This is a genomic window from Candidatus Pelagibacter communis (genome assembly GCF_001180105.1).
GTDB classification, from domain to species: domain Bacteria; phylum Pseudomonadota; class Alphaproteobacteria; order Pelagibacterales; family Pelagibacteraceae; genus Pelagibacter; species Pelagibacter ubique_K.
Genome location: NZ_CVSO01000068.1, coordinates 1 through 1,154, shown reverse-complemented (window position 1 = coordinate 1,154; position 1,154 = coordinate 1). Strand labels below are relative to the sequence as shown.

Sequence of the window (1,154 nt, the reverse complement as noted above, 5' to 3'; positions counted from 1 at the left end):
CCCTAATCAAAATGATAGAGGAACGCACATGAACATAAGTTGTGCTGCTTTAGTTAAAGGTGCTCCAAACAAAGATAACGCAATCAAACTTGTGGAATTTTTATTAACACCAGAGTCTCAAGAACACTTTGTTAATAATACATTTGAATTCCCAATGATCGGTGGCGTTTCAGCAAATCCATTAGTAGTTAACAATATTGGTTTAGATTTTAAACAAGATCTAAAAACAAAAGTTTCTAGCTATGGTGCTAAACAAGCTGATGCATTAGAAGTAATGACAGCTGCTGGTTGGAAATAACATGGCAGATAAAAAAGAATTTATTACTGAAATTGATTTAAATAAATCTTCTGAGGGATGCTCTCCGTGTGTCTCAGAGTGTAAAAAAATCAATCAAAGAATAAATAAAAGAAATTTATCTGAAATCAATGAACAGGAGGTTCCGCACATCCTAAAAGTTTTTGATTTTTAGATAATTCTTTGAAAATATGCTCGTGATTAAGATCTCCTTTTCACGGGCATATTTATTTTCATGATTATAAGGCGGATTATAATATGAATAAATTTAATGTTTGGTCTCTTAGTTCGTTCGTAATCTCATTTGTTGTAATTATACCCATCTTGACTGTTTCAGCGAGTTTTTTTGAAGAAACAAGTAATTACTACCAAATATTAAAGGATACTTTTCTATTAGAGTACATATTTAATTCAGCTGTATTATTAATTGGTGTTTTAATTTTTACTTTTTTAATGGGCATTGGTTCTGCTTACTTAGTTTCATTTTTTAATTTTCCTGGAAGTAATTTTTTCAAATGGACTTTAATATTATCTTTTGCAGTCCCACCATATATCTATGCCTATTCTTTAACAGCTTTTTTTGAAAACTATGGAACTGCTTACACAATATTAAAAGATATTTTTGGAGATGCTAATTATAACAGTCATATCCCAAAATTTGATGGAATGGTTGGAGCAATACTTTCAATATCTTTTTCTTTATTTGCTTATGTTTATATTCTAACCAGAGCCTCTTTTTTATATCAGTCACAAAATTTAATAGATTTAGGAAGAAATTTAGGTTTTTCAAAATTAAAAGTATTTTTAAAAATAATTTTACCTTCAGCCAGACCAGCAATTATCGCAGGTTTATCATTGG

Annotated in this window: 2 protein-coding genes and 1 pseudogene; all 3 read left to right on the top strand. The window is 29.5% G+C overall.

Going from position 1 to position 1,154, the window contains the following annotated elements; genetic code table 11:
- A pseudogene (locus AMN84_RS04345) lies at positions 1–298 on the top strand (ABC transporter substrate-binding protein); the annotation flags it as partial.
- Between the two features lies 1 nt (position 299).
- On the top strand, positions 300–470 hold the full coding sequence (locus tag AMN84_RS05075) for a hypothetical protein (protein ID WP_179850702.1): 171 nt from the start codon (positions 300–302) through the stop codon (positions 468–470).
- Positions 471–553: 83 nt separating this feature from the next.
- The coding region (locus AMN84_RS04340; RefSeq protein WP_143755552.1) for an ABC transporter permease at positions 554–1,154 on the top strand (601 nt) is incomplete at its 3' end.